We start from the raw sequence: 23,839 nt of genomic DNA, 5'->3' as shown, positions 1-23,839 counted from the left end.
TTACAGCCCCAAAAGCCGGTCAAATTATACCCTTGAAGACAGCTATTGCAACATGGCAAAAATCCTTAATTTTTGCGGCTTTCCGCACAGAATTAAGGTTATGTTCATATCAAAAGGAATGGATGTTTTATTACTACAAAAAGCGTAAAAATCACGTTTCTGACAGGCCAAAATAGCCCAATACCCGGTCCAAATCCGCCAAGTTCTCGTAACTTATTACTAACTTACCGCTATCCTGTTTTCCCGGCTGAAGTTGTACCTGATTGCCAATTTTTTCTGAAATCTGGCGCTCGAGATAACCAAACTGGGGATCACGGACGGGCTCGACCTTGGCTTTTGCCGGTTCCAGCGCTTTTTGCACCAGCTTCTCGGTATCTCGCACTGTCAGCCCCTTCTGGGCCACCAGTTTCGCCAGTTCGGACTGGGCCTGGCCGCTCAGGGCCAGCAGGGCGCGGGCATGACCCATGTCGAGGTCGCCGTGCTCGACGAAGCGCTTCACGTCGTCGTTGAGCTGATTGAGGCGCAGCAGGTTGGTGACCGTGGTACGGGACTTGCCCACCGCCTCGGCCACCTGCTGGTGGGTCAGTTCGAATTCGGTCAGCAGCCGCTGCAGGGCGACCGCCTCTTCGATGGCATTGAGATCCTCGCGCTGGATGTTCTCAATCAGCGCGATGGCGACGGCCGCCTCGTCAGGCACGTCCTTGACCAGGCAGGGCACCACTTCGAGGCGGGCCAGCTGGGAGGCGCGCCAGCGCCGCTCGCCAGCGATGATTTCGAAGGAGTGCTCGCCGAGCGGACGCACCACGATGGGCTGGATCACCCCCTGGGCACGGATGGAGTTGGCCAGATCTTCCAGCGCATCCTGCGACATATCCTTGCGCGGCTGGTACTTGCCGGATTGCAGCCACTCCACCGGCAGCTTGCGCAGCTCGCCCTGGTTGGTCGGGGCCATGGCCTGCTCGGTGCGCTGGTCGCTCATCACCTGTTTCTGGCGCGCGGCCGTGCTGGTGCTGAGCAGAGCGTCCAGCCCCTTGCCCAGCCCACGTTTTTTCGGCGTCATATGCTCTCTCGGTCTGCGATGGTCACCTGACGTTCCTGCTCCTGACGGCGCAGGATCTCGCCAGCCAGAGCCAGATAGGCCTTGGCGCCCACCGATGATTTGTCATAGTGCATGGCCGGCGCACCGAAGCTCGGCGCCTCAGCCAGTCTTACGTTGCGGGGAATGATGGTGCGATAGACCTTGTCCCCGAAGTGCTGTTTAAGCTGATCGGACACATCATTGGCCAGCCGGTTGCGGTGATCGAACATGGTGCGCAGCACCCCCTCGATCTTCAGCTCCGGGTTGACCACGGCTGCCAGCTTGCTGATGGTGTCGACCAGGGCGGTGAGCCCTTCCAGCGCATAGTATTCGCACTGCATGGGCACCAGCACGGAATCGGCGGCGGCCATGGCGTTAACGGTCAGCATGTTGAGAGAAGGCGGGCAGTCGATGAAGACGTAGTCGTATTTGTCCCGTACCGAGGCCAGCGCATTGCGCAGGCGGATCTCGCGGGCGAAAAATTCCATCAGCCGGATTTCGGCTGCGGTCACGTCGGCGTTGGCGGCGATCAGGTGATAGCCCCCGGAGGTTTCGGGGATGATCACCTCGCCGATGGGGGCGTCCTCGATCAGCAGCTCATAGGCGGTGCGCTCGACGTCGTACTTGTCGACACCGCTACCCATGGTGGCATTGCCCTGCGGATCCAGATCGATCACCAGCACCTTGCGGCGGGTAGCGGCCATGGAGGCGGCCAAGTTCACACAGGTGGTGGTTTTACCCACTCCACCCTTCTGGTTGGCTATGGCGATGACTTTTCCCACACTGTCCCCTAAATGAAACTGCGACCCTATTCGGGCTGGATATGTTTGAATTCCAGCAGATGACGTTCGCCTTCCAGCTCCGGTACCACCAGTTGATGGGAGGCGACCAGATGGATGTTGGCGGGCAACCGGGCCAGCTCCTGCTCGGGGAATTGTCCCTTGAGCGCCAGGAAGCTGCCCTGGGCCGACGGCAGATGGTGACACCAGCTCAGCATGTCTTCCAGCGAGGCGAATGCCCGGCTCAGCACGCCGTCAAAACCGACCTCGGGCTGATACTCCTCGACCCTGGATTTGACCGGCGTCACGTTGGTCAAACCCAGCTCCAGGATCACCTGGCGGATGAAGTTGATCCGCTTGCCCAGACTGTCCAGCAGCACGAATTGCTTGTCCGGGTTGATGATCGCCAGCGGCAGGCCGGGCAGGCCCGGGCCGGTGCCCACATCGATGAAGCGCTCACCGTGCAGGTGCTGGCTCACCACCAGGCTGTCGAGGATATGCTTGACCAGCATGGCGTCCGGATCTCGTACCGAGGTGAGATTGTAAGCCTTGTTCCACTTGTGCAGCAACTCGACAAGCTGAACCAACTGGGTCTTTTGGGTATCGGTGATAACAATTCCGGCCTGCATGAGCAGGCCGTTCAATCTTTCCAGCATGTTTTGCAACGGTAGGATCCTCAGGCGGTTTTACGCAGCAGGCCGTGTTTTTTCAGATGAACCAGCAGGATGGAGATGGCCGCCGGGGTGATGCCGGAGATGCGGGACGCCTGACCTATGGTCTGCGGCTTGGCATCGTTGAGCTTGGCGATCACCTCGTTGGAGAGGCCGTTGACGTCGCGGTAGTTCATGTCCAGCGGCAACAGGGTGTTCTCGTTGCGCAGCTGCTTCTCCACTTCGTCGTGCTGGCGTTCGATGTAGCCGGCGTACTTGATCTGGATCTCCACCTGATCGGCGGCTGCCGTATCGGGCAGGGCCGGACCGACCCCCTCGATGGCCATCAGGGCCTCATAGGTCACCTCGGGGCGACGCAGCAGCTCTTCCAGGCTCTGCTCGCGGATCAACGGGGTGTTGACCAGGGCATTGACGGCTTCCAGCGACGGATGCTGCGGGTAGATCCAGGTCGAGCGCATACGCTGACGCTCCTGCTCCACCAGCTCCATCTTGGCGTTGAACTTGCCCCAGCGCTCGTCGTCCACCAGACCCAGTTCACGACCGATGCCGGTCAGACGCAGGTCGGCGTTGTCTTCGCGCAGCAGCAGACGATATTCGGCGCGGCTGGTGAACATGCGGTAGGGCTCGCGAGTCCCCAGGGTGGAGAGATCGTCCATCATCACGCCGATGTAGGCCTGATCCCGGCGCGGATGCCAGGCATCTTTCTCCTGCGCTCGCAGACCGGCGTTCAGACCGGCCAGCAGACCCTGGGCGGCCGCCTCTTCATAACCGGTGGTGCCGTTGATCTGGCCGGCGAAGAACAGGTTTGGAATGCACTTGCTCTCCATGTTGGCCTTGAGATCCCGCGGATCGAAGAAGTCATATTCGATGGCATAGCCGGGACGGGTGATATGGGCATTCTCGAAGCCGCGCACGGAACGGACGATCTGCACCTGCACGTCGAACGGCAGGCTGGTGGAGATCCCGTTCGGGTAGAGTTCGTGGGTGGTCAGGCCTTCCGGCTCGACGAAGATCTGGTGCGCCGTCTTGTCGGCAAAACGGGTAATCTTGTCCTCGATCGACGGGCAGTAACGCGGCCCAATTCCCTCGATCACCCCGGCGTACATGGGGCTGCGATCCAGGTTGTTGCGGATCACCTCGTGGGTGCGCTCGTTGGTATGCGTAACATAACAGGGCACCTGACGCGGGTGCTGGCTGGCGTCGCCGATGAAGGAGAAGACCGGACGCGGATCGTCGCCGTACTGGGCCTGCATCACCGATAAATCGACACTGCGGGCATCGATGCGCGGCGGTGTGCCGGTCTTGAGGCGATCGATGCGCAGTGGCAGTTCCCGCAGGCGCTGGGCGAGAGCGATCGAGGGAGGATCCCCGGCGCGGCCGCCCTTGTAGTTCTCCATCCCGATGTGGATCAGGCCGTTCAGGAAGGTGCCGACGGTCAGAACTACCGTCTTGCCACTGATGCGGATCCCGCTCTGGGTGACCACGCCGGCAACCCGCTCCCCGTCCATGATCAGATCGTCACAGGCCTGCTGGAAGATCTTCAGGTTGGGGTAGTTCTCCAGCATCTGGCGTACGACGGCCTTGTACAGCAGGCGATCCGCCTGGGCACGGGTGGCGCGCACTGCCGGTCCTTTGGAGGAGTTGAGGGTGCGGAACTGGATCCCGCCAAGATCGATGGCGCGAGCCATGATCCCGCCGAGGGCATCTACTTCCTTGACCAGGTGTCCCTTGCCGATCCCGCCGATCGCCGGATTACAGGACATGTGTCCCAGCGTATCGATATTGTGGGTCAGCAACAGGGTATTCAGCCCCATCCGGGCTGCCGCTGTTGCTGCTTCGGTTCCTGCATGACCGCCGCCAACGACGATCACATCAAATTGTTCATGGTATTGCATTGGGGATCACCTTGATCTGCACGCCTGAAGATCTTTATTTGCCTGGGCTGAAGGGCGGAACATTCTATCTGTTTCACGCCCTGAGGGGAACGTCTACTTAGCGTTCAGTATGGAGGGAGGATCCACTAAATAGATCTTAAGGATCTTTAGATCGATCTTTTATTGGATCTTTTATTAGGATCCGCCACTTCTGTTGATAAGCACTTTTTGATCATAAAGATCATCGTGTTAAAGACGATCCCAGGTTGTGGAAAAGCTTGGATCCTGGCCCCGTGAACTGGGGGATAACAAGGGTTTTTATACACAGAGGCTTGCCGCTCTGGATCTCATACATGGATAACTATAGGTTTTACAGAGTTTTACACCATAGTTATACACATTTACCGGCGGTGTTGTGGGTAACAGCGTAGAACAACTTATCCGGATCCATCTGTTAATAACCTGGTGGATAGCGATCTGGGGATAAGCGGGGAGATCAAGGCCTTTTTTACCGGATCTCCCGCTCCCGTTCAGGCGATCAATGCCAGCCAGTCCCGGATCCAGCCTTCAGCGGCATCTTCCGGGATCTCGTGCTGGGTCACATCGATGTCCAGACGATCTCCAATCCGGCTGGCGCCGCACTCCGCCAGCAGTCGATCCAGTGTCTTGCCGCCCTGGCAAAAGGTGTCATAACTGCTGTCACCCAGCGCGATCACGCCATATTTCAATGTTTTAAGATCCGGATGCTGCTCGGCAAGATCCTTGGCGAAGGGCTGCAGGTTGTCCGGCACATCGCCGGCACCGTGGGTCGAGGTGACCACCAGCAATATGGCTTCTGGCTCGGCGAGTACTTCGGCCAGGCTGGCCGGATTGTGGATCTCGGCCTGATGACCTGCCTGTTCCAGCAGGTTGGCGACGTGGTCTGCGACATATTCGGCGGCTCCCAGCATGGAACCGACGACAAGGTTGAGTTTGGCCATGGAATGGATCCTGATTTCAGACGAAGCGAGGGAAAGCCGGATTCTACCGCCAAAGGGTGTGGATAAATATGGATAAAGCTTGGGGATAATGGATCCTCGGTGCTTTTTGCCCCTCAATGGGGATCCCCGACGCTCCGTTGACGCCTTCTTGCCGATTGGCAGAAAAAGATCGGCTCCCCCCTTCATATGCTGCTCAATCGACGCCTTGATACGTTAAGTAACAATGCAGATGCAAATGATTAGCAATTATTGAATCGATTCGATCATGGCTCCTGTAGTAGCATGTCGCTGCTTTATTCGCCTGAGGAACCGGGCAACCGGCATGACCGGGCACCAATAATAAGAAATCAGAAACAACTAATTGATATTTGAGACACTTACTATGATTGCGCAAAAAGACACCCCCATCGCAGCAATGCGAAAGAGAGGCGCACAGCAACTGTTGCCGCTCTCCTGCCTGTTGGCCAGCCTGCCCGTGCTGGCGGCCGAACAACCGAAAGAACTGCCCAAGGCCAGCGAGACCATGGTGGTCACCGGCACCGCCATGAAGGTGGAAGTGCCGATGGCCGAGACGCCTCGCGCCGTCTCCGTGGTCAATCGCGAGGACCTGGATCAGCACGCCGTGCAGCAGCTTGACGAGTCCCTGCGCTATCGCTCCGGCGTGCTCAGCGGCCTCTATGGCTCCGACAACAATACCGACTGGTTCAAGGTGCGTGGCTTCGATGCCGCCTCCTATCTGGACGGCAACCGCCTGTTCGGCACCGGTTACTATGTCTGGACGCCGGAGCCGTTCGGCCTGGAGAGCGTGGAAGTGCTGAAAGGGCCGGCCTCGATCCTCTACGGGGAGGCGCCTCCCGGTGGCGTGATCAATGCCATCAGCAAACGGCCGACCGCCACCCCGCAGGGGCTGCTGGATCTGCAGCTCGGCAGCCGGGATCACCGCCAGATCGGGGTGGATGTCTCCGATGCGCTGACCGACAACAGCCGCTACCGCATGGTTGCTCTTTATAAAGAGCGTGACGGCGTGCTGGACGGTACTTACAACGATCGCGTCTATCTGGCGCCGAGCGTGACCTTCGATCTCTCGGATCGCACCAGCCTGACCCTGCTGGCCAGCTTCCTGCACGACGAAGGGGTGCCGACCAACGGCTTCTTCCCGGTTTACGGCACCCTCAATACCAGCGGTGGCCAGATCGATCCCAGCACCAACCTGAGCCAGCCGGATTACGATCGCAACCGCAACACCCAGATCTCCACCGGTTACGAGCTGGCCCACCAGCTCAACCAGACCTGGGAGTTCAAGCAGAACGTCCGCTTCAACTACAACGATCTGCTGCTGCGCCAGACCTATATCTTCCCGACCTATGAAGGCACTACCGCCTTCCGTGGCCTGGTCTATCGCGATGGCACCACCAAGAGCGCCACCATGGACAACCAGATGGTGGGTTACTGGAACACCGACAGCACCGAGCAGACCCTGCTGCTGGGGGTGGATCTGCAGCGCCATGTCAATGAAGGCCAGGAAGCCGACAACTACGGCATGGGCTCCATCAATACCATGAACCCGGATTACAGCGGCTTCCCCGGTTTTGATGAATCCACCGCCACCCATCAGAAGAGCACCAAGGGCCAGAGCGGCCTCTACGCCCAGCACCAGATCCGCTGGGACGATCGCTGGTTGCTGACCGGTGGTGGTCGCTTCGACTACGTGGAGACCCACAACATCAGCGAAGCCAAGGGCAAGAACGAGAAGCAGTATGATCACGAGCTCTCCCTCTCCGGCAGCCTGATGTACCTGGCCGACAACGGTCTCTCTCCTTATATTGCCTATGCCGAGTCGTTCGAGGTGCTGCCGGGGATCGACCCCAACACCAGCCAATCCTACAAGCCGCTCAAGGGCACCCTGTACGAGACCGGCGTCAAGTACGCGCCGAGCTTCCTCGATGGCTACATCAACCTGGCCCTGTTCGATCTGGAGCAGACCAACTCGCTGGTCTCCACCGGTTCCGGCCAGCAGACCCAGGCCGGTGAAGTGACCTCCCAGGGGGTCGAACTGGAAGGGAGCGTGCAGGCCACCGAGGCGCTGCGCCTGACCGCCGCCTACACCTATACCGATGCCAAGACCAACGACACCGGCAAGGGGGATCGCCGTGCCAGTCTGATCCCGCGCCACCAGGCCTCCTTCTGGGGTAACTACAAGGTGCAGCAGGGTCCGGTCTCCGGTCTGGAACTGGGTAGCGGCGTGCGCTACGTCGGTTCCAGCGTCGGCATCGGTGCCGTGAATGCGGACTATACCCCCATCTATGGCTCGGCCGAGGTGCCGGCCCATACCGTGTGGGATGCGATGATCGGGTATGACTTTGCCAAGAACTGGCGGGCTCAGCTCAACGTCAACAACCTGCTGGGTGATACCTACGTGGCCAGCTGCGACTACTACTGCTACTACGGCGAGCCGCGCAGCGTAGTGGGCAGCATCAACTACCGCTGGTAATCGAAGTCGGGCGGGAGCCGGGTTCCCGCCCTTCTTTTCACCTGCAGTTGCTCTGATCTCTCTGGAATACCGGTCCGTTATGGAACTCTTGTCTCTGGTTTATCGCCAATATCGTTGGCCCTTCATCACCATTACCCTGCTCAGCCTGCTCAGTGCCGTCAGCGGGATTGGTGTCATTGCCTTTATCAATCAGTCTCTCGTTGAATCCGTCGGCGATCCGCTGCCGGTGCTCGGCCAGCTGATCGGCCTCATCTTATTGCTGCTGGTGATCACGCTCGGCTCTCAGCTGGCGCTGACCACCCTCGGCCATCATTTCGTCTACCGGCTGCGCGGCCGCCTGCTCAAGCAGTTGCTGGATACCGATGTCGCCCGTCTGCGCCAGATTGGCCAGGGGCCGCTGCTGGCCTCCCTCTCCAGCGACATCGGCCAGATCACCATCGCTTTCGTGCGCCTGCCGGAGCTGGTGCAGGGGCTGGTGCTCACCCTGGGGTCGGCCCTCTACCTCGGCTGGCTGTCGCCGGCCCTGCTCGGCGTCACCACGCTCTGGGTCACTTTCACCATGGTGGTGGGCTGGCTGCTGGTGAACCGGGTCTATCGCCATCTCTCCCACATGCGTCAGGCCGAGGATCGGCTCTATCAGAACTATCAGGCCATCATCGCCGGCAGCAAGGAGCTGGCGCTCAACCGCGAGCGGGCTCACTTCGTCTACCACCAGCTTTATCAGCAGAATGCGCAGGACTATCGGGAGCAGATCATTCGCGCCGACACCTATCACCTGAGCGCGGTGAACTGGTCGAATATCATGATGCTGGGGGCCATCGGCCTGGTCTTCTTTCTGGCCAACGGGCTGGGCTGGGCCGACACCCAGGTGGCCGCCACCTTCGCACTGACCCTGCTGTTCTTGCGCACCCCCTTGCTGCAGGGCATTGGCGCCTTGCCGACCCTGCTCTCCGCCCAGGTGGCGTTCGACAAGATTGCGGCGCTCAATCTGGCCGCGCCGGACGCCGACTTCCCGCTGCCGTCCGCGCCCCGCGCCTGGCAGCGCATCGAGCTGGAGCAGGTGAGCTTTCACTATCAGGGGGAGGGCGGCTTTGCCGTGGGTCCCATCAATCTGGTGATCGAGCGGGGGGAGCAACTCTTCATCATCGGTGGCAACGGCTCCGGCAAGTCGACCCTGGCCATGCTGCTGACCGGCCTCTATCAGCCGGTATCGGGCCGGATCCTGCTGGATGGGGAGCCGGTCACCGATCGCAACGCCTATCTGGCTCTCTTCTCCGCCATCTTCACCGATTATCACCTGTTCCAGCACCTGCTGGGGCCGGAACCCAAGGATGAGCTGGTGGCCGAGTGGCTGGAGCGGCTGCAGATGGGCAGTAAGCTCACCATCGAAGATGGCTTCATCGCCGATATCGACCTCTCCCAGGGGCAGCGCAAGCGAGTCGCCCTGCTGCTGGCGCTGGCCGAGCAGCGCGAGGTGATGCTGTTCGACGAGTGGGCTGCGGATCAGGATCCCCAGTTCCGCCGCATCTTCTATCAGCTGTTGCTGCCGCGCTTGAAGGAGATGGGCAAGACGGTGATCGCCATCAGCCACGACGATCTCTACTTCTCCCAGGCCGACCGGCTGCTGGAGATGCGCCAGGGCCGGCTCAGCGAGCTGACCGGTGAGCGGCGCGAGAAGGTGAGCCGCGATGCGGTCGCCCATCTGGATTGTGACTTGAATGCAGAGGTGCCGGTTTGAACCCGGCCAACAGGAACCGCTTATGTTTGAGATGAAATCAGCCAGCTTCGCGGTCAATGACCGCACGCTGCTGCACCCCACCGATCTCTGTTTTGAGCAGGGCAAGGTCTATGGCCTCATCGGCCACAACGGTTCGGGTAAATCCACCCTGCTCAAGCTGCTGGCACGCCAGCAGCCGCTCAGTGACGGCGAGATCCGGTTCGATGACAAGCCGCTGCCGGCGTGGGGCGCGCGCGACTTCGCCCGTCAGGTGGCCTATCTGCCCCAGCATCTGCCGAGCGCCGAAAATCTGCTCGGGCGGGAGCTGGTGGAGATGGGTCGCTACCCCTGGCGCGGCCTGCTGGGCCGGATGGGGGCGGAGGATCACCGCCAGGTCGAACGGGCCATCGCTCTTACTCATACTGAACGCTTTGCCGATCGGCTGGTGGATACCCTCTCCGGTGGCGAGCGGGGGCGGGTCTGGCTGGCCATGCTTCTGGCCCAGGAGAGCCGTTTCATCCTGCTGGACGAGCCGCTGGCCGCGTTGGACGTGGCCCATCAGGTGGAGGTGCTCACGCTCGTCAAGCAGTTGAGCCGTCAGCTCAAGCTCGGGGTCATCATCGTCATTCACGACATCAACATGGCCTCCCGCTTCTGCGATCGGCTGGTGGCGCTGCACTCCGGCCGCCTGCTCACCCACGGCGAACCCGAGCAGATCATGACCGGCGAGACCCTGCACGCCATCTATGGCATCCCGATGGAGGTCATTCGCCACCCGGCCCATGACCACGCCATCGCCATCGTCTGACCGGGGGCCTCTCGTGAACCGTTTATTGAAGAAGATGGGGTCCTGCCTTGTCGGCCTGCTGCTGCCGCTTGCAGCGCAGGCAGACACATCCCAGACCGCCTCCGCGCCGGTACCCCGTATCGCTACCGTCGACTGGACCATAGCCGAAACCCTGCTGGCGCTCGGGGTGACGCCGCTGGCGGTGGGGGATGTCGGCTCCTACCGCGCCTGGGTCGGCGAACCGCTGCTGCCGGCCGCCGTGGTGGATATCGGCCAGCGCGCCCAGCCCAACCGCGAGCTGCTGGCCGAGCTCAAACCCGATCGCATCCTCATCTCGCCGCTGGCGGCCCCGCTGGCGCCGACCCTCTCCCGCATCGCGCCGGTACAATCCATCGCGCTCTACGAGCCGGATGCCGATCTATGGCTGCGGCTGCATGAGGCGACCCTGACCATCGCCGCGCTGGTGGACAAAACCGCCGAAGCCGAGCAACTGCTGGCCGGGCTGGACCAGGATCTGGCGCAGATGCGGGCCACATTACCCGAAGATCTGCCGCCCCTACTGGTGGTGCAGTTCATCGATGAGCGCCATGTGCGGGTATTTGGCCGCCACAGCCTGTTCGAGGCGGTGATGCAGCTGCTCGGCCTGCGCAATGGCTGGCAGGGGGAAACCAATGCCTGGGGCTTTGCCGTGGCCAGCCTGGAGCAGTTGATGGCGCTGCCGCAAGCGCGGCTGGTGGTGGTCGATCCGATCCCGGTCGGGGTGAGCGAGCGGCTGCAGGAACCCGGTCTGTGGCAACAGCTGCCACAGGTGAGGGCGGCGGCCGTGCTGCACCTGCCTGCGGTGTGGAGTTTTGGCGGCGTGCTGGCGGCGCGCCGCTTCGCCGTGCAGCTCAGTACTGCGCTGCAGCAGGATGGGCAAAGCGGGGAGGGGCTGCAATGAACCAGATTTTTCCATTGCCGCTGCGACTGCCTGTCAGCCTGCTGCTGGGGCTGACGCTGGCGCTCGCCGGTTGGGAGCTGGCCGGTCAGTTGCCGGTGGCGCGTTGGCTCGCGGCCCTGTTTTCGCCGGATCTGACCGATGCCAGCCAGGCGGTGGTCCACTTCAGCTGGCTGCCGCGTCTTGCCGTCTGCCTGCTGGCTGGCGCCGCCCTCGGGCTGGCCGGCACCCTGATGCAGCAGGTGCTGCGCAACCCGCTGGCCTCGCCCACCACCCTGGGGGTGGCCTCCGGCGCCCAGCTGGCGCTGATGATGGTGACCCTGTTTGCCCCCTCCTGGCTGCTGCTGGGGCGAGAGTGGATCGCCATGGCCGGCGGCAGCCTCGCCATGGGCCTGGTGTTTGCCCTGGCCTGGCGTCGCCAGCTCAATCCGGTGGTCATCGTCTTTGCCGGGCTGGTGATCAACCTCTATCTGGCGGCCATCAGCATGGGGCTCCTGCTGTTCTTTCAGGAGGAGCTGAAAGGCTTGCTGGTGTGGGGCAGTGGCTCGCTGGTGCAGAACAGCTGGAGCGGGGTGAGCTACCTGCTGCCCCGTCTGCTGCTGGCTGGCGTGCTGGCCGCGGTGCTGGTGCGCCCGCTGGCGGTGCTGGAGCTGGATGATGCCAGCGCCCGCAGCCTGGGGGTCTCCCTTCAACACCTGCGTTTCGCCGGGCTGGGGCTGGCGGTGTTCGTCACCGCCTGCGTGGTGAGCGTGGTGGGGCTGATCGGCTTCATCGGGTTGGCGGCGCCCGCCCTGGTGCGCTTGCTGGGGGTGAGAAAACTGGCCCTGCGGCTGCTGTGGGCCCCGGTACTGGGTGCTCTGCTGCTGGCGGCTACCGATCTGCTGCTGCAATCCCTGAGCCGCAGCGGCTCTGTGCTCATCCCGACCGGTGCCATGACGGCATTGCTGGGGGCGCCACTGCTGCTGTGGCTGATCCCGCGCCTGGGCATCAAGTCGGGCACGCCGAAGGCGAATGCCGCCCTGCTGGTGGCCCGCCACCCGGCGCCGGCCCGCCTTGTCGGCCTGATGTTGATGGGGCTGGTATTGGCGGTGATCGCCTCCCTGCTGTTTGGACAGGGGATGGACGGCTGGCACTGGCCGAGCTGGCTGCGCTGGCAGGCCCAGCTGGAGTGGCGGCTGCCGCGCACCCTGGCGGCCGGTGCTGCGGGCGTGCTGCTGGCATTGGCGGGCACCCTGCTGCAACGGGTCAGCAGCAACCCGATGGCGAGCCCAGAGCTGCTGGGGGTGAGTGGTGGCACCTTCATGGGGGTGATTGCCACGGCGCTGCTGCTGCCCGCCCTGCCGCTGCCCATGATGCTGGTCGGCGGCCTGCTCGGTGCCTTCGGTTGTCTGCTGCTGTTGCTGCTGGTCAATCGCAGCCACGGCTTCCAGCCGGAACGGCTGTTGCTCTCCGGCATCGCCATCACGGCGCTGTTCGAGCCGTTGCAGGCCATCGCGCTGGCCAACGGTGACCTGCGGGTACAACAACTGCTCTCCTGGATGTCCGGTTCCACCTATTACGTCACCCTGCCGATCGCCGGCGGGTTGGTCGTGCTGGCGCTGACGCTGCTGGCGGCCTGTCTGCTGCTCAGCCGCTGGCTCGATCTGCTGCCGATGGGACCGGCGGTGGCCGCCGCGCTCGGCATTCGGCTCAACCGGGCCCAACTCGCCATCCTGCTGCTGGTGGCCGTGCTGACCGCCAGCGCGACCCTGGTGGTGGGGCCGCTCTCCTTCGTCGGCCTGCTGGCGCCGCACATGGCCAAGCTGATGGGACTGGTGCGGGCACGCTGGCATCTGCTCGGTGCCGCCGTCTCCGGCGCCCTGCTGATGGTGTCGGCGGACTGGATTGGCCAGCAGATCCTGTTCCCGCAGGAGGTGCCGGTGGGGCTGGTCTCCACCTTGTTAGGGGGCGCTTACTTCATGTGGTGCCTGCGCCGCCTCTAGGTTGGTGGATGAAAAATGCGCAATAAAAAGCCCGGGATGAACCCGGGCTTTTTATTGCCTGCCGTGCGGCGTTATTTGCCGATGCAGAATGTAAAGAATCTATTGGCTTCAATACGTTAGTGACTTTCCGGGGGCCGCTTGGGGTAAAGGTAACTAAAACAGCATCTTGAGAGGTCTATCACGGGTTTCTGCTATCGTGCAGCGTTCCCATATAGCCCATCCTCGATCGTGCAGCCTTCCCATATGAGGCAATGAGAGGTCATCTCATGCAATCAAAACCGCTTTTTTGGGGGGCGGTGAACATATTTTGATCCGACTATAGCCTGCTTGGTGCCGGGTAGACTGCTTTTACGCATCGAACTGTGCAAGGTTCCCAGATATCAGTCCTGGGCATTCGTGCAACTGCCCCATATACCGCCAATTTATTCCCAGCCCGTTATCAGCCTGGCTGAGCGGGCTTTTAGGCCCTCTAAAATAGCGCTGCTGATCGCAGCAGGGAAGCCCGCCGGTAACTGCTGTGTCACGCGCTCAATAACGGCATCAACGGCGCCGGCCAGTTCTGTCAGGATCCCTTCCATGGCGGAGCGCTCGAATCCCACCGCTTTGGCCGTTTGGAAGAAGTGGCGTGGGAATATCTGCTCAATGGCGTACTTCTTACCCTTGCTGCTAGCCAGACCCATAGCGAGCTTGGCGTCCCTGCGGTTGAGGCCTCGGCCGCCAAATACTGGGTAGACAGATAGGATGTCGTAAAAAGGGGTCAGGCGAAAACGCCCTTGTGGCTCAATGAATACCGAGAAGTTCTTGGCGTGGCCATCGGTGGCTGCCAGCAGCCAGAACAAGACTTGTGCCTTCATGAAGTGGTAGCGATCCTGCTCTGCATTGGCTGATCCCAGCAGGTAGTACATTATCTCGCCGATCCCTGGGCCACCCTGATTTTCGTATTTCCGTGCTGACGGAACATTCAGTACTTGGCAAAAATCTTCCTGGGGTAGCCGCATGATCCAACTACCGTCCGAGGCATACCTGCGGTCAAAACGTTCCACGGCCAAGGCTTTGATGTCATCAAGGCGCACCATAAAGCAGTGGGGGACCGGTAAACCGAACTCTTTTGCCAGCAGGGTGCAGAGAAATTCGTTTTCGACGCTGTCTGACAAATCGAGGCTGTATGAGTGGCTCTCTATCTTGCCGATAGGCAACTTGAGGATATGGGTTGTAGGCGTGGTGCCTTTGGGTTGGCTCCAGCGACCATCTTTGAACAGCAGGGCGGTTTTTTCCTGGGCTCCTGCCAAGGAGATGCGGAAGTCCTCAATGTCCTCAATCATGCCCAAAGGCGCGCCAGCCTTGTAGCCTGTGAGTATCTTGGCCAGTTCTTGGTCAGACAATGCTTTGTAGTCGATGGTGCGAATGTCACCCGGCGCGGCACCTTTGGGTAGCAGTTGTAGCGCGCCAACAGTATCTGCACCGACTCGTGCCAAAAGGTCGAAGGGCTGGGTTGAGTCTGCGTGATAGCGGGCCAGGATCCGGTTTCGTATCTCCGGGTTATCCGGCAATAGGTTATCGAAGAAGTTGTAGGCCTCATCACCCCGATAAGGCTGTCGCCGCAAGGGCATGGAAAGTGATATAGGACGGCTGCCGGTCTGATTAAGCCAGGTCTCAGCGTATTGGAATGCATGGGCGCCGGTGACAGCACGGCTGAAAACGCCCACCTTGTACCCATTCATGTAGACATCCAGGTCAGCCATTACCACTCCTCTTTCCAGCCATCAGGGCTTTGGGGGTCGCTGCCTTTGGGTTTCACTTCTAGTTCCAGATCCAGTGCTGACAGGATCTTGAAGAAGGTTTCCAGCTTGGTTGTGCCCGGCTGGAGCTCAAAGCTGGATACCGTGTCCTGGCGGATCCCCACTTTGCTGGCCACTTTTCCCTGGGACAGATCTGCAGAGAGACGAACATCTCGCAGGTAGGCACTGAGCTGCTTGGCATTGGTGATCTTCATATCGCGGCACCCTGTTAACTGGATGACTTTAATTTACACGCTTAAGCAGGTAAATCAAATTTCACACGCTATGGAGTGTGAAATTGTTTATACACGCTATGGCGTGTAAATCCGCTGTTACCTGCCATAGAGAGTAGCGGTTCCACTGACACCCAACCCAAAAGTCGCTTTTGGATGAGCTCGCCCGTTGAGAATTGCGCGTGTGATCGAAAAGCCATCTGTAGGTGCTGTTTGAGTGGCTGTACGTCGGTGCTTTAAGGGTATACCTAATGGGAACTACATCTCGGGTGGAAAAAAACTATTTTGGAACCATTTAAAATTGTCGTTTTCAGAAGGCGACTGCACGAAATATCAGGAGTCGGCTGCACTGCCAGAACTGGCCGCCTGCAAGGCAGCGTAGAGAGCGGTTTTTCCTACCTTGAGGCGTGCGGCGGCCTCGCGGACATTCAAGCCGTTGGCGACAAGCTCCCGCGCTCGTTGCAACTTGTCGGCAGTGACAACCGGCTTGCGTCCGCCTTTGCGCCCGCGTGCGGCGGCAGCGGTCAACCCGGCCTTGGTGCGCTCGCGGATCAGGTCGCGCTCGAACTGGCCCAGCGCACCGAACACATGGAAGATGAGCCGTCCGCCCGGCGTGGTGGTGTCGATGTTTTCAGTCAACGAGCGGAAGCCGACGCCCCGTGCTTCCAGCTTGCCGACCGTCTCAATCAGGTGCGGCAGGGAGCGGCCAAGCCGATCCAGCCGCCAGACGACCAGCACATCGCCATCGCGCAGATAAGCCAGCGCATCGGCCAAGCCGGGCCGGTCTGCCTTGGCCCCGGATGCCGTGTCCTCGAAAACCCGTTCGCAGCCTGCATTGCGCAGCGCATCCGTCTGCAAGGCGGTGTCCTGTTCCGCCGTCGATACCCGCGCATAGCCGATGAGTGCCATTTCCGCCCATTTGTCCGTTATACCGTCCGCCTATCTTATTGTCCGTCATCCCGTTGCGCAAGATGTTTTCGGACAGGCGTCCGGTTTGGCCGCCTAATGATCGTTTGGCGGACAAGGCGACTGGCATCAGCCGAACAGCTCGCTATGGGAGCCAAGCCGCGCCAGTCGCAGGGTGTCGGCGTCGGACTTGCGGTAGATCAGCAGCAGGTCGGGCTTGATGTGGCATTCGCGGTAGCCCGCCCAATCGCCGGAAAGATCGTGGTCGCGGTATCGCACATCCAGGGGCTGATCGGTCGCCAGCGCGACCAGAACCGGCTTGAGGTCATCATTCGTGCAGCGGACTCCTGATACTGTTCGTTCAATAGACGACTGCACAACAGCCTTCAAACCGCGTTGTCTGGTGCAGTCGTCTTCTGAAAATGACACAAAAACTGTCGTTTTCAGAAGACGGCTGCACTGAACGTCAGAAGCCGACTGCACTATAGCAGCGGAGGGGTTGGATCCATCAGGCAACGACGGGCTGCTGCCGGCCATCAGCGGACGCAGGGAGGACTTTCCGCAACCGGCCGTTCGATGCGGCACCGATGGCCTTCGCGCAGGGGTAGTGAATCCGCCAGGATTGACTTGCGCTGCCCTACCTCTCACTAGTGAGGGGCGGCAGCGCATCAAGCGGTGAGCGCACTCCGGCACCGCCAACTTTCAGCACATGCGTGTAAATCATCGTCGTAGAGACGTCGGAATGGCCGAGCAGATCCTGCACGGTTCGAATGTCGTAACCGCTGCGGAGCAAGGCCGTCGCGAACGAGTGGCGGAGGGTGTGCGGTGTGGCGGGCTTCGTGATGCCTGCTTGTTCTACGGCACGTTTGAAGGCGCGCTGAAAGGTCTGGTCATACATGTGATGGCGACGCACGACACCGCTCCGTGGATCGGTCGAATGCGTGTGCTGCGCAAAAACCCAGAACCACGGCCAGGAATGCCCGGCGCGCGGATACTTCCGCTCAAGGGCGTCGGGAAGCGCAACGCCGCTGCGGCCCTCGGCCTGGTCCTTCAGCCACCATGCCCGTGCACGCGACAGCTGCTCGCGCAGGCTGGGTGCCAAGCTCTCGGGTAACATCAAGGCCCGATCCTTGGAGCCCTTGCCCTCCCGCACGATGATCGTGCCGTGATCGAAATCCAGATCCTTGACCCGCAGTTGCAAACCCTCACTGATCCGCATGCCCGTTCCATACAGAAGCTGGGCGAACAAACGATGCTCGCCTTCCAGAAAACCGAGGATGCGAACCACTTCATCCGGGGTCAGCACCACCGGCAAGCGCCGCGACGGCCGAGGTCTTCCGATCTCCTGAAGCCAGGGCAGATCCGTGCACAGCACCTTGCCGTAGAAGAACAGCAAGGCCGCCAATGCCTGACGATGCGTGGAGACCGAAACCTTGCGCTCGTTCGCCAGCCAGGACAGAAATGCCTCGACTTCGCTGCTGCCCAAGGTTGCCGGGTGACGCACACCGTGGAAACGGATGAAGGCACGAACCCAGTGGACATAAGCCTGTTCGGTTCGTAAGCTGTAATGCAAGTAGCGTATGCGCTCACGCAACTGGTCCAGAACCTTGACCGAACGCAGCGGTGGTAACGGCGCAGTGGCGGTTTTCATGGCTTGTTATGACTGTTTTTTTGTACAGTCTATGCCTCGGGCATCCAAGCAGCAAGCGCGTTACGCCGTGGGTCGATGTTTGATGTTATGGAGCAGCAACGATGTTACGCAGCAGGGCAGTCGCCCTAAAACAAAGTTAGATGCACTAAGCACATAATTGCTCACAGCCAAACTATCAGGTCAAGTCTGCTTTTATTATTTTTAAGCGTGCATAATAAGCCCTACACAAATTGGGAGTTAGACATCATGAGCAACGCAAAAACAAAGTTAGGCATCACAAAGTACAGCATCGTGACCAACAGCAACGATTCCGTCACACTGCGCCTCATGACTGAGCATGACCTTGCGATGCTCTATGAGTGGCTAAATCGATCTCATATCGTCGAGTGGTGGGGCGGAGAAGAAGCACGCCCGACACTTGCTGACGTACAGGAACAGTACTTGCCAAGCGTTTTAGCGCAAGAGTCCGTCACTCCATACATTGCAATGCTGAATGGAGAGCCGATTGGGTATGCCCAGTCGTACGTTGCTCTTGGAAGCGGGGACGGATGGTGGGAAGAAGAAACCGATCCAGGAGTACGCGGAATAGACCAGTTACTGGCGAATGCATCACAACTGGGCAAAGGCTTGGGAACCAAGCTGGTTCGAGCTCTGGTTGAGTTGCTGTTCAATGATCCCGAGGTCACCAAGATCCAAACGGACCCGTCGCCGAGCAACTTGCGAGCGATCCGATGCTACGAGAAAGCGGGGTTTGAGAGGCAAGGTACCGTAACCACCCCAGATGGTCCAGCCGTGTACATGGTTCAAACACGCCAGGCATTCGAGCGAACACGCAGTGATGCCTAACCCTTCCATCGAGGGGGACGTCCAAGGGCTGGCGCCCTTGGCCGCCCCTCATGTCAAACGTTATGCAGCCAAATCCCAACAATTAAGGGTCTTAAAATGGTAAAAGATTGGATTCCCATCTCTCATGATAATTACAAGCAGGTGCAAGGACCGTTCTATCATGGAACCAAAGCCAATTTGGCGATTGGTGACTTGCTAACCACAGGGTTCATCTCTCATTTCGAGGACGGTCGTATTCTTAAGCACATCTACTTTTCAGCCTTGATGGAGCCAGCAGTTTGGGGAGCTGAACTTGCTATGTCACTGTCTGGCCTCGAGGGTCGCGGCTACATATACATAGTTGAGCCAACAGGACCGTTCGAAGACGATCCGAATCTTACGAACAAAAGATTTCCCGGTAATCCAACACAGTCCTATAGAACCTGCGAACCCTTGAGAATTGTTGGCGTTGTTGAAGACTGGGAGGGGCATCCTGTTGAATTAATAAGGGGAATGTTGGATTCGTTGGAGGACTTAAAGCGCCGTGGTTTACACGTCATTGAAGACTAGTCCTTTGCATAACAAAGCCATCAAACCGGACGCCAGAGATTCCGCGCCTGTTGCGCATGGCTTCGCCATTTTATGCGCAATAGGCGCGCCACCCTGTCGCCGTTTATGGCGGCGTTAGATGCACTAAGCACATAATTGCTCACAGCCAAACTATCAGGTCAAGTCTGCTTTTATTATTTTTAAGCGTGCATAATAAGCCCTACACAAATTGGGAGATATATCATGAAAGGCTGGCTTTTTCTTGTTATCGCAATAGTTGGCGAAGTAATCGGGGTCTGACGCTCAGTGGAACGAAAACTCACGTTAAGCAACGTTTTCTGCCTCTGACGCCTCTTTTAATGGTCTCAGATGTCCTTTGGTCACCAGTTCTGCCAGCGTGAAGGAATAATGGCCGAGCATATTGATATGTCCGTGGCAAAGCGGGGAGAGGCGTGCGATATCTTCATCATTCAGTGTTTCACCCTGCGCCCGGAGATGATCCAGGGCTGCCTGCATATAAATAGTGTTCCATAACACGACGGCGTTAGTGACCAGCCCCAGTGTGCCCAGTTGATCTTCCTGACCGTCGGTATATCGTTTTCTTATCTCACCTTTTTGACCGTGACAGATGGCTCTGGCAACGGCATGGCGACTTTCTCCCCGATTAAGCTGGGTCAGAATGCGCCGGCGGTAATCTTCATCATCAATATAATTAAGCAGATACAGCGTTTTGTTGATGCGCCCCACTTCAATGATTGCCTGAGTCAGTCCGGAAGGACGTTCACTTTTCAGCAATGAACGGACCAGCACTGAAACCTGTACTTTGCCCAGCTTCAGGGAGCCAGCGGTCCGGATCATTTCGTCCCACTGAAGGACTATTTTTCGGGGATCTGATTGCCCTCTGGCAATATCATTCAGCACGCCATAGTCGGCATCATGGTCCATTCGCCAGAAAACCGAAGCACCGGCATCAGCCAGGCGTGGAGAAAACTGGTATCCCAGCAGCCAGAAAAGGCCAAAGACAAGTTCGCTGGCACCTGCTGTATCGGTCATAATTTCGGTTGGATTCAGCCCGGTCTCCTGTTCCAGAAGACCTTCCAGCACAAAGATAGAGTCCCTCAGCGTCCCCGGTATAACGATGCCATGAAAGCCGGAATACTGATCGGACACAAAGTTGTACCAGGTGATCCCTCTGTTATTACCAAAGTATTTGCGGTTCGGTCCGGCATTGATTGTTCTGACTGGCGTAACAAAGCGCATTCCATCTGCAGATGCCACTTCTCCTCCACCCCATATCTGTGCCAGTGGCAGCGTTGCCTGAAAATCAACCAGTCTGGCATTAGCGCTGGTGATAGTTTCAGCCCGCAGATAGTTCGCTTTTGTCCAGTTCAGCCGGTGTCGGGTCAGTGCAGGAACATTTGATCTGATCAGTGGTTCCAGACCGATATTGCAGGCTTCAGCCATCAGCACGGCGCTGATGCTGACGGGCAGATCATCAACTCTGGCACTGGCTTCACTAGCATGGAAAAACTCATCAGCAAATCCGGTATGGGCGTTAATTTCGAGCAGCAACTCCGTTAAATCCACCGGAGGGAGTAGATCACTGATCATTTTGCTCAGTCGTTTCAGACTGTCCGGCTCATCAAGACTGGCGAGGGGAGAAATTGTCAACCGGGGCTTCGGGCCAGAAACATCGAGTTCGACAGCCTCATTTTCGCAAAGACGTGCAGCAACCTGTCTGTAACGACTATCAAGCTGATGACCCAGAGATTTTATTGCTTCCTGCGGGTCTGTCGGGTGCCCCAAAGAACGATAAACCTTAATCCGGTTTGCCTGCCAGTCAGCACCCTGTAGTAATCTTGCACGAGGATCTCCCCACCGGTTACTGCCGGTAACGTAGACATCCCTCCGCCTCAGACTATCCTGCAGTTTACTGAGAAAGCAGAGCGTGTATCCCCTGCGGGTGATATGTTTTTCCTTGTTAATCACCAGCCGTTTCCATGACCGACTGATAATTTCCGTTGGTGCGTCGTCAAAAAACTGCCGCCGTGAGCTGAACTCCCGGCTGAGGTAGTCACAGGCATTCAGAGTGGTAACCCCGGCAGGTGCGGATGAAAATTTAACGGTATTCAGCAGATGGGGCAGGAAACGACGAACGCGCCCGTACTGCTCCACCATTTCTTCATGAAAATTATCGTCTGAGGGCCGGGCAATTTCACGGACAAGCGTGATGATTTCAGCCAGCTTTTGCCTTGGGATGTAGCTGAACACCTCAGCACGAATCGATTCGTCCGGTGTTTCTTCTTTCAGCAGGTACGAACATGCGCTGGCGAGCGCCAATGCAGATTTATCCAGATCCTTCAGCGAGCGGAGCCGTTTTTTCTGCCCAATCTTTCTGGCGTCACGGATGATAACGGCCAGCATGGCGTCCAGAACGTCCAATGCATCATCCAGCGCCAGCGTTTCCCATGCAAGGACAAAGGCAACCAGAACCGCCATCCTTTTCTGCGGTGACATCCTGGCAATATTGAACACCGAAGTCATACCAGCATAACGTGCGAGATTTTTCAGGCGCACAGCCGGGAGTGTACTCAGGTTTTCAGCATGCAGGCCAAAATCGTTCAGAGTTTTCCAGCGTTCAATTGCTTCATTAAACGCCGGACCACTGATGGTCACAGGGCCCTTTTTCAGTGATTCCAGTAAAGACAGGCGGCTGCAATCAGTTGGCCCCAGCAGCATCTCCAGCTGTGAACGCTGTTCGGCTGACGGTATCAGTGCCAGTTTGTTCCACAGGCGCAACGTCGCCTTTTCCCTTACCTCTGAAATCAACCGGGTCAGCGTAGTGGCTCCGGGGAGAATAATACGATGTTGCATAAGCCACCCTGTCGCCAGATCGAAAAGCAGGCCAGGACGTTCGTTGCTTATCCAGCTCCGGGTATATAAAAGACGGGTAAGGCGAAATGTCCAGGGCCAGGCAAATTCACGATACTGATAGTGCTGACGTATCAGCGCTGCATGCTCACGGCGGGTATTTTCCCTCTGACCGTATTCTGCAAGAACGGTGATATCACGAATCCCGAGCTGTCTGGCGGTAAAATGCCGGACGCCGGAAGGAATATGATTCATATCGGTGAGGAAGGTGCCCAGAAAACGGACACATCCAATTTGCAGGGCAATGCCCAGACGGTTGTGATCACCTCTGCTTTTTCCGATAAATTCCTTGTCTGCTTCATCAAGGTGAAAATATCGTGCCAGCTGAAGCTCATCCGGTTCACCGGTGAATCTGCCATAGCTTTCAGTCTGCTCAGTGGTCAGAAAGTCAACGGGCATATCGGCCTCCCTGCCTGACGGGCATTTAGTAACATTTTTGCAACCGTACGAAATGTTATAAATTATCGGACATCGTAAAACTGTTACATTAATATGTCTATTAAATCGTAAATTTGTAATAATAGACATGAGTTGTCCGATATTCGATTTAAGGTACATTTTTATGCGACTTTTTGGTTACGCTCGGGTCTCAACCAGTCAGCAGTCTCTTGATCTTCAGGTCAGAGCACTCAAAGACGCAGGTGTGAAAGCAAACCGTATATTTACCGATAAGGCATCCGGCAGTTCAACAGACCGGGAAGGGCTGGATTTGCTGAGGATGAAGGTGGAGGAAGGTGATGTCATTCTGGTTAAGAAGCTCGACCGTCTTGGCCGCGACACTGCCGATATGATCCAACTGATAAAGGAATTTGACGCTCAGGGCGTGGCAGTCCGGTTCATTGATGACGGGATCAGTACCGACGGTGATATGGGGCAAATGGTGGTCACCATCCTGTCGGCTGTGGCACAGGCTGAACGCCGGAGGATCCTAGAACGCACGAATGAGGGCCGACAGGAAGCAAAGCTGAAAGGAATCAAATTTGGCCGCAGGCGTACCGTGGACAGGAACGTCGTGCTGACGCTTCATCAGAAGGGCACTGGTGCAACGGAAATTGCTCATCAGCTCAGTATTGCCCGCTCCACGGTTTATAAAATTCTTGAAGACGAAAGGGCCTCGTGATACGCCTATTTTTATAGGTTAATGTCATGATAATAATGGTTTCTTAGACGTCAGGTGGCACTTTTCGGGGAAATGTGCGCGGAACCCCTATTTGTTTATTTTTCTAAATACATTCAAATATGTATCCGCTCATGAGACAATAACCCTGGTAAATGCTTCAATAATATTGAAAAAGGAAGAGTATGAGTATTCAACATTTTCGTGTCGCCCTTATTCCCTTTTTTGCGGCATTTTGCCTTCCTGTTTTTGCTCACCCAGAAACGCTGGTGAAAGTAAAAGATGCTGAAGATCAGTTGGGTGCACGAGTGGGTTACATCGAACTGGATCTCAACAGCGGTAAGATCCTTGAGAGTTTTCGCCCCGAAGAACGTTTTCCAATGATGAGCACTTTTAAAGTTCTGCTATGTGGTGCGGTATTATCCCGTGTTGACGCCGGGCAAGAGCAACTCGGTCGCCGCATACACTATTCTCAGAATGACTTGGTTGAGTACTCACCAGTCACAGAAAAGCATCTTACGGATGGCATGACAGTAAGAGAATTATGCAGTGC

General features: G+C 58.1%; 20 protein-coding genes. 9 read left to right on the top strand and 11 right to left on the bottom strand.

The window, feature by feature from the left end; genetic code table 11:
* Positions 1-151: 151 nt before the first annotated feature.
* The 5 genes from PG900_RS22330 to mioC form a co-directional block, all read right to left on the bottom strand.
* A complete protein-coding gene (locus tag PG900_RS22330) occupies positions 152-1,060 on the bottom strand; it encodes a ParB/RepB/Spo0J family partition protein (protein WP_011707915.1) in 909 nt (302 codons plus the stop codon).
* Positions 1,057-1,860, bottom strand: a complete 804-nt coding sequence (locus tag PG900_RS22325) for a ParA family protein (protein WP_011707916.1) — start codon at positions 1,858-1,860, stop codon at positions 1,057-1,059. The genes PG900_RS22330 and PG900_RS22325 overlap by 4 nt, the downstream gene beginning before the upstream one ends.
* Before the next feature lie 26 nt (positions 1,861-1,886).
* On the bottom strand, positions 1,887-2,513 hold the full coding sequence (rsmG, locus tag PG900_RS22320) for a 16S rRNA (guanine(527)-N(7))-methyltransferase RsmG (RefSeq protein WP_270801736.1): 627 nt from the start codon (positions 2,511-2,513) through the stop codon (positions 1,887-1,889).
* Between the two features lie 20 nt (positions 2,514-2,533).
* Positions 2,534-4,423, bottom strand: a complete 1,890-nt coding sequence (gene mnmG, locus PG900_RS22315; protein WP_270832327.1) for a tRNA uridine-5-carboxymethylaminomethyl(34) synthesis enzyme MnmG — start codon at positions 4,421-4,423, stop codon at positions 2,534-2,536.
* A 509-nt stretch (positions 4,424-4,932) separates the two neighbouring features.
* Complete coding sequence (gene mioC / locus PG900_RS22310; RefSeq protein ID WP_168968370.1) at positions 4,933-5,382, bottom strand: FMN-binding protein MioC; 450 nt, start codon at positions 5,380-5,382, stop codon at positions 4,933-4,935.
* Between the two features lie 382 nt (positions 5,383-5,764).
* Here mioC and PG900_RS22305 point away from each other — a divergent pair, with 382 nt between their 5' ends.
* The 5 genes from PG900_RS22305 to fhuB all read left to right on the top strand — a co-directional run bounded on the left by PG900_RS22305 (position 5,765) and on the right by fhuB (position 13,296).
* Complete coding sequence (locus PG900_RS22305; protein ID WP_029305116.1) at positions 5,765-7,873, top strand: TonB-dependent siderophore receptor; 2,109 nt, start codon at positions 5,765-5,767, stop codon at positions 7,871-7,873.
* A 79-nt stretch (positions 7,874-7,952) separates the two neighbouring features.
* The gene (locus PG900_RS22300; RefSeq protein ID WP_270832325.1) at positions 7,953-9,611 is read left to right on the top strand and encodes a multidrug ABC transporter permease/ATP-binding protein; all 1,659 of its coding nucleotides are present in this window, start codon (positions 7,953-7,955) and stop codon (positions 9,609-9,611) included.
* A 22-nt stretch (positions 9,612-9,633) separates the two neighbouring features.
* The gene (locus PG900_RS22295) at positions 9,634-10,398 is read left to right on the top strand and encodes an ATP-binding cassette domain-containing protein (protein WP_005307174.1); all 765 of its coding nucleotides are present in this window, start codon (positions 9,634-9,636) and stop codon (positions 10,396-10,398) included.
* Between the two features lie 34 nt (positions 10,399-10,432).
* Complete coding sequence (locus tag PG900_RS22290; protein WP_270801825.1) at positions 10,433-11,317, top strand: ABC transporter substrate-binding protein; 885 nt, start codon at positions 10,433-10,435, stop codon at positions 11,315-11,317.
* Positions 11,314-13,296: a Fe(3+)-hydroxamate ABC transporter permease FhuB gene (fhuB, locus tag PG900_RS22285; RefSeq protein ID WP_270801749.1), complete on the top strand. Its 1,983-nt coding sequence runs from the start codon at positions 11,314-11,316 to the stop codon at positions 13,294-13,296. Before PG900_RS22290 ends, fhuB begins: the two co-directional genes overlap by 4 nt.
* Positions 13,297-13,718: 422 nt before the next feature.
* Here fhuB and PG900_RS22280 read toward each other — a convergent pair whose 3' ends face one another.
* The 5 genes from PG900_RS22280 to intI1 all read right to left on the bottom strand — a co-directional run bounded on the left by PG900_RS22280 (position 13,719) and on the right by intI1 (position 17,864).
* Complete coding sequence (locus PG900_RS22280; protein WP_125941869.1) at positions 13,719-15,038, bottom strand: type II toxin-antitoxin system HipA family toxin; 1,320 nt, start codon at positions 15,036-15,038, stop codon at positions 13,719-13,721.
* On the bottom strand, positions 15,038-15,289 hold the full coding sequence (locus tag PG900_RS22275; protein ID WP_125941870.1) for a helix-turn-helix domain-containing protein: 252 nt from the start codon (positions 15,287-15,289) through the stop codon (positions 15,038-15,040). Before PG900_RS22275 ends, PG900_RS22280 begins: the two co-directional genes overlap by 1 nt.
* A 351-nt stretch (positions 15,290-15,640) precedes the next feature.
* Entirely contained in the window at positions 15,641-16,216 is a 576-nt protein-coding gene (locus tag PG900_RS22270) for a recombinase family protein (protein WP_001173919.1), read from the bottom strand.
* A 126-nt stretch (positions 16,217-16,342) separates the two neighbouring features.
* On the bottom strand, positions 16,343-16,642 hold the full coding sequence (locus tag PG900_RS22265; RefSeq protein WP_196240184.1) for a type II toxin-antitoxin system YafQ family toxin: 300 nt from the start codon (positions 16,640-16,642) through the stop codon (positions 16,343-16,345).
* 208 nt (positions 16,643-16,850) lie between these two features.
* Positions 16,851-17,864, bottom strand: a complete 1,014-nt coding sequence (gene intI1, locus PG900_RS22260; RefSeq protein WP_000845048.1) for a class 1 integron integrase IntI1 — start codon at positions 17,862-17,864, stop codon at positions 16,851-16,853.
* Between the two features lie 291 nt (positions 17,865-18,155).
* Between intI1 and PG900_RS22255 the strand changes: the two genes are divergently transcribed.
* Complete coding sequence (locus PG900_RS22255) at positions 18,156-18,710, top strand: aminoglycoside N-acetyltransferase AAC(6')-Ib3 (protein WP_032488579.1); 555 nt, start codon at positions 18,156-18,158, stop codon at positions 18,708-18,710.
* Positions 18,711-18,806: 96 nt separating this feature from the next.
* Positions 18,807-19,259 carry an NAD(+)--rifampin ADP-ribosyltransferase Arr-3 gene (locus tag PG900_RS22250; RefSeq protein ID WP_001749986.1) on the top strand — a complete coding sequence of 151 codons (453 nt, stop codon included), beginning with the start codon at positions 18,807-18,809 and terminating at the stop codon, positions 19,257-19,259.
* Between the two features lie 303 nt (positions 19,260-19,562).
* Here the strand turns inward: PG900_RS22250 and PG900_RS22245 are convergent, their stop codons facing one another.
* Positions 19,563-22,568 carry a Tn3-like element Tn3 family transposase gene (locus PG900_RS22245; protein WP_001143760.1) on the bottom strand — a complete coding sequence of 1,002 codons (3,006 nt, stop codon included), beginning with the start codon at positions 22,566-22,568 and terminating at the stop codon, positions 19,563-19,565.
* A gap of 163 nt (positions 22,569-22,731) precedes the next feature.
* On the opposite strand from PG900_RS22245, the gene PG900_RS22240 reads away from it, so the two are divergent.
* Both PG900_RS22240 and PG900_RS22235 read left to right on the top strand, forming a co-directional pair.
* Entirely contained in the window at positions 22,732-23,289 is a 558-nt protein-coding gene (locus PG900_RS22240; protein WP_001235713.1) for a recombinase family protein, read from the top strand.
* Positions 23,290-23,471: 182 nt separating this feature from the next.
* A partial coding sequence (locus PG900_RS22235; RefSeq protein ID WP_032424450.1) for a class A beta-lactamase occupies positions 23,472-23,839 on the top strand: 368 nt, incomplete at its 3' end.

Origin of the sequence: Aeromonas sp. QDB03 (genome assembly GCF_027707985.1) — a bacterium.
GTDB lineage: Bacteria > Pseudomonadota > Gammaproteobacteria > Enterobacterales > Aeromonadaceae > Aeromonas > Aeromonas hydrophila.
Note: the sequence above shows the minus strand (reverse complement) of the source record. Positions and strands in the feature narration are given on the sequence as shown.